Raw genomic sequence first — 4,937 nt, forward strand, 5'->3', positions numbered from 1 at the left:
GTCACCCGGTGCGACTTCGCCTTCCTCAATCACGCGGAAATAGCCACCACAGCGGCCTGAGCTAATGACCACCCCGGACAGGCCATGCACGCCGAAATGATGGTCCAGCTTCCAACATGGCTGACGCCCCTGTGCAACCTCAACCAAGGCCTTCCCGATCCGAAACTTGTCACCGATGCGCAGCTTGTCCTCGGTCAGCCCTGATGCGCTGATATTTTCGCCGAAGGCGCCGGCGTAATCGAGTTTGGGATTCGTAAAACCTTCCGCTGCAAAATGGGCGATCCATTTGGGATAATGTTCAGCAGGATAAAAATGCACCGCCTTATCAACGCCGCCATGCACCGTTGGGTCGGCCACCTGATCGCCGGCAAACCCCATTTTGCCTAGCATCACAGGCCGGTCCACAGGCGCGCGGGCCATGGCGCTCATCGTGCCGTCAGCGCGGAAGGGCTTGGGGCCGCCAATCAGCAGCGTATCAACCTGGGTCAAAATCATCGCCACAGCATATCCCACGAAATGCAGCATTCCCATTGGCATTTTGCTTTACCGCAGATAAAAGCGCAGAAATGCACACCAGCGACCTTCGCATTGCGCTTTTCAGCGGCAATTATAATTATGTACGCGATGGCGCCAATCAGGCGCTCAACCGTCTGGTGGGATATCTTTTAAGCCAAGGCGCGTCAGTGCGTATTTATTCACCTACCGTAGAAAATCCCGCGTTTGAAGCAACTGGCGATCTGGTGTCAGTGCCTTCGATGGCCATTCCCTTTCGTCCCGAATATCGCATACCATTGTCGTTATCGCGAAGCGTTCGACGCGATCTTGAGGCTTTCAATCCAAATATTGTCCACATCGCAAGCCCTGACCGGGTTTCACGCAAGGCAGTCAAATGGGCAAAAAAGCAGAACTTGCCGGTTCTATGTTCGGTGCACACCCGTTTCGAAACCTATTTCCGCTACTACAACATGTCCTTCATCGAGCCGGTCGTCGAAGCATGGATCCGCCGCCTGTATCGCAAATGTGATGCGTTGGTGGCGCCATCGGAGAGCTTCGCTCAGGTCTTGCGCCAGCAACGGATGAACTATGACATCGACATCTGGTCGCGTGGTGTCGACAGGGAGATATTTAATCCAGGTCGCCGTGACATGGAGTGGCGGCGCGGGCTTGGCATATCGGATGATATACCGGTCATCGGGTTTCTGGGCCGACTGGTTATGGAAAAGGGTCTTGATGTCTTTTCCGACACCATTGACCAACTGAAACGACGTAACGTCCCGCATCAGGTTTTGGTGATAGGAGACGGCCCCGCACGTGCATGGTTTGAATCGCGGATACCAGATGCCAAATTTGCAGGTTTTCAGGTTGGCGCCGATCTCGGACGAGCCGTCGCGAGCATGGATATGTTTTTCAACCCGTCGGTCACGGAAGCATTTGGCAACGTAACGCTGGAATCAATGGCCTGCGGACTGCCCGTCGTCGCCGCAAAAGCAACCGGCAGCCAAAGTCTGGTCGAAGACAAAGTGTCGGGACGCCTTATTACGCCCGGCGCAATCAACCAGTTTGCCGACGCATTGCAGGCCTATTGCGTAAACACCGACCTGCGCGCTGAACATGGCAATATAGGCGAGCGCAGATCGCTCGACTATAGCTGGGATGCGATCAACCAGACCGTTGCAGACACATATCTGCGCCTCATCCGTCAACGTGCCGCGCGTGCTATTGCCGCGCGCTGACGGGCTGCCTGTGATAGGCAGGCTGCCCGGTACCGGATCCCAATACACATGAGCGACCTTTTTCACGACGAACCCGCACAAACAGAGACGCTGCCAAAAACAGCGCCACTGGCAGATAAGCTTCGTCCTGCGCAGCTGAGTGAGGTCATTGGTCAGGAGCATCTGACCGGACCAGAGGGCGCCATTGGCCGAATGGTGGCCGCGGGCAAATTGTCGTCCATGATCCTCTGGGGTCCGCCGGGCACTGGAAAGACGAGCATTGCGCGTTTGCTGGCCGATGCCGTCAACATGCATTATAAACCGATCTCCGCAGTCTTCTCCGGCGTTGCGGACCTCAAAAAGGCGTTTGCCGAAGCCGAAACCATGGCGCGGACGGGCAAGCAAACCTTGTTGTTCGTAGACGAAATCCACCGTTTCAACCGCGCGCAGCAAGACGGATTTCTGCCCTTTGTCGAAAGCGGCTTGGTCACGCTCGTTGGCGCCACAACGGAAAACCCGTCGTTCGAATTGAACGCCGCGTTGCTGTCGCGTTCGCAGGTCATGGTGCTCCACCGTCTTGATGACGCCGCATTGGCAACATTGCTCGCGCGCGCAGAAGATATCATGGAACGCCCCCTGCCCGTCACGGCCGATGCCAAATCCGCGTTGATATCGAGCGCGGACGGCGATGGTCGCTTCCTGCTTAATCAAGCCGAGACCCTGTTTTCCATCAGAATCGAAAACCCGCTCGACCCGGCTGCGATGGCGGCGCTACTGCAACGGCGGATGCCCGTCTATGACAAGGATCGCGAAGGCCATTACAACCTGATATCCGCGCTGCACAAAAGCTTGCGCGGCTCCGATCCGCAAGCTGCGCTCTATTGGATGGCCCGTATGTTGGTGGCGGGCGAAGAGCCGTTGTACGTGCTGCGTCGCCTCGTCCGTTTCGCCAGCGAAGATATCGGCCTCGCCGACCCACAAGCGCTTGTCCAATGTCTCGCCGCAAAGGACGCCTATGAATTTCTGGGCAGTCCCGAAGGGGAAGTCGCCATTGTTCAGGCTTGTCTCTATCTTGCGACCGCGCCAAAATCGAACGCTGCATATAAAGCGCAGAAATCCGCGTGGAAGCTGGCACGCGACACTGGATCATTAATGCCGCCGGCGAACATATTGAACGCGCCAACCAAGCTGATGAAAGACATCGGCTATGGCGCGGGATATGCGTATGACCATGACAGCGCGGACGGATTTTCCGGCGCCAATTACTGGCCGGACCAAGTTCCGCCAACGCAGCTATATCAACCCGTCGAACGTGGCTTTGAACGCAAGATCATAGAACGGCTGCAATATTGGGACCGTCTGCGCGCGCGCAAAACCGATCCAGACGCGACATGACCGCAACCCTTTGCCCAAACGCCTGATGCGGCCCTTTACGCGTTTTGCCTGCGCCGATTGGTCGGGGGCGAAGGGCAGCCGCCATCCCGGCATCGCCCTTGCCGTCTGCGAAGCCGGCAATGAAGCCCCGCGCCTTGTTCCTGCGCCTTCCGGCATTTGGTCGCGTCAGGCGGTTGCCGATTGGCTGCTCGCGCAAGATGATGATTTGCTGATTGGCTTCGACTTCAGCTTCGCGCCCCCCATGATTGCGCGCGGCGCCTATTTACCGGGCGATGCATTGCCGACAACTGCCAAGCCTTTTTGGGCCTATGTTGACGGCATTTGCGATGATCCCGATTTGGGAGCCGCCTCATTCCTTGAAAAACACCATCGCCGCCATTTTTATTTCGGCGCTGCCGATGGCGTAAAATCGACATTCTTACACTGGCGGCAGTGCGAGTTGTTGAACAAGCACAGTAGCGGGAAGATCTCGACCGTCTTCGACGCCATCGGCGCGTCACAAGTCGCCAAAGCAAGCTTTGCGGGCATGCGCTTTCTAAACCATGTCCGCGAACATGTCGCCATATGGCCGTTTGATCCGTTGCCCGAACGCGGGCCTGTGGTGGTGGAGATATACACAACCATCGCCGCACGCGCCGCAGGCGTCGCCAAAGGCCGCAGCAAGATTCGCGACGCAAGCGGGCTGGACGACGCTCTCAGTGCGTTGGATTCCCTGCCCCACACGCCGCTCGAACGCTACACCGACCATGCGACAGATGCCCTGCTTACCGCCGCATGGCTGCGCGCAACCGCCTCAAATCCACAATTTTGGACGCCAACCGCATTAAATTGCGAAATAGCCGCAACTGAGGGCTGGACCTTTGGGATCATTTGAGGCAATGGGCGCCACAGTGCCGGCTTAGCTCAGTTGGTAGAGCACCTGATTTGTAATCAGGGGGTCACGAGTTCGAACCTTGTAGCCGGCACCACTTTTTCAAAGACTTAGATGCCGTTGTCCACGCAAGTCGCGGTCGAAAACGTCGCACCCACCGGCGTTGCCGCCGGCCGCCCACTGCCCCGCCAGCCGATGGCCAGAACATGCGAATGACATGCCTATCGCGCCATTAGGTGATTTGTCGTCCCACTGAAGGCTCCTCCTGACGCGAACCGCGTGCGCGTTCAGTCTGCGATCCCGCCGCTGGCAAGTTTGTGACGGGCGTAGTGACAACGGGTGGATGGAGGTAAATGACGCCCCGCGATAGGCATGATTGAATAGGTGTTCAATATTTGATATCCCCTCTTATGCTACAGATTCGAGCTGATCGTCGCCAACATATTATCGCCTCGGCTATCTGTGTTTTGGCTGAATATGGAATAGTTGAATTTACGTTCAACAAAGTTGCGCACCATGCCGGGATATCGGCAGCTTTGATCGTTCATTATTTTGCGAGCAAAGAAGCCCTTCTTGAGGCCGCTTTCCGCTCCGTAGTGCGTCAATTGAACAATCAGGCGACGGCGCGTCTCCGGCTCGCTGCTGGGCCCCGCGCGCGGATACAGGCGCTGGTGGACTCCCATTTGGGGCACAACGACTTTTCCGAGGAAACCGCCCGGGTTTGGCTGTCTTTCTGGGGACAGGCGCTTCATGTGCCGCAACTTGCTCGCGTGCAGCGGGCGCATCAACAGCGCATGTTGTCTAATTTGAAGTTTGATCTGCGGCAGATTGTCGACGCGTCTGAAGTGGTGCCCATGGCGGACACCATCGCCGCGATGATCGACGGTGTTTGGTTACGCGCCGCGATGAATGGCGGCGTCGCGCTGCAGAATGGGTTGGCGCGCGACCTGATATTTGAT

At 57.2% G+C, this 4,937-nt stretch carries 5 protein-coding genes and 1 tRNA gene; 5 read left to right on the forward strand and 1 reads right to left on the reverse strand.

The genetic code is table 11. The features are described from left to right. Positions 1–531, reverse strand: a 531-nt coding sequence (locus tag ACIQ0G_RS10180) for an MOSC domain-containing protein (RefSeq protein ID WP_397577809.1), incomplete at its 3' end; no start/stop codon positions are given. Between the two features lie 35 nt (positions 532–566). Between ACIQ0G_RS10180 and ACIQ0G_RS10185 the strand changes: the two genes are divergently transcribed. From ACIQ0G_RS10185 to betI, 5 genes are all read left to right on the forward strand, one after another. After that, positions 567–1,733, forward strand: coding sequence for a glycosyltransferase family 4 protein (locus ACIQ0G_RS10185; protein WP_397577810.1), 1,167 nt, complete (start codon positions 567–569; stop codon positions 1,731–1,733). A gap of 48 nt (positions 1,734–1,781) precedes the next feature. Then, positions 1,782–3,107, forward strand: coding sequence for a replication-associated recombination protein A (locus ACIQ0G_RS10190; protein WP_397577811.1), 1,326 nt, complete (start codon positions 1,782–1,784; stop codon positions 3,105–3,107). A gap of 25 nt (positions 3,108–3,132) precedes the next feature. Next, positions 3,133–3,981, forward strand: coding sequence for a hypothetical protein (locus tag ACIQ0G_RS10195; protein ID WP_397577812.1), 849 nt, complete (start codon positions 3,133–3,135; stop codon positions 3,979–3,981). A gap of 18 nt (positions 3,982–3,999) precedes the next feature. Then, positions 4,000–4,075: transfer RNA gene (locus ACIQ0G_RS10200), tRNA-Thr, on the forward strand. Positions 4,076–4,373: 298 nt separating this feature from the next. Next, the coding region (betI, locus tag ACIQ0G_RS10205) for a transcriptional regulator BetI (protein WP_397577813.1) at positions 4,374–4,937 on the forward strand (564 nt) is incomplete at its 3' end.

The organism is Sphingorhabdus sp., assembly GCF_044354325.1.
Lineage (GTDB): Bacteria > Pseudomonadota > Alphaproteobacteria > Sphingomonadales > Sphingomonadaceae > Sphingorhabdus_B.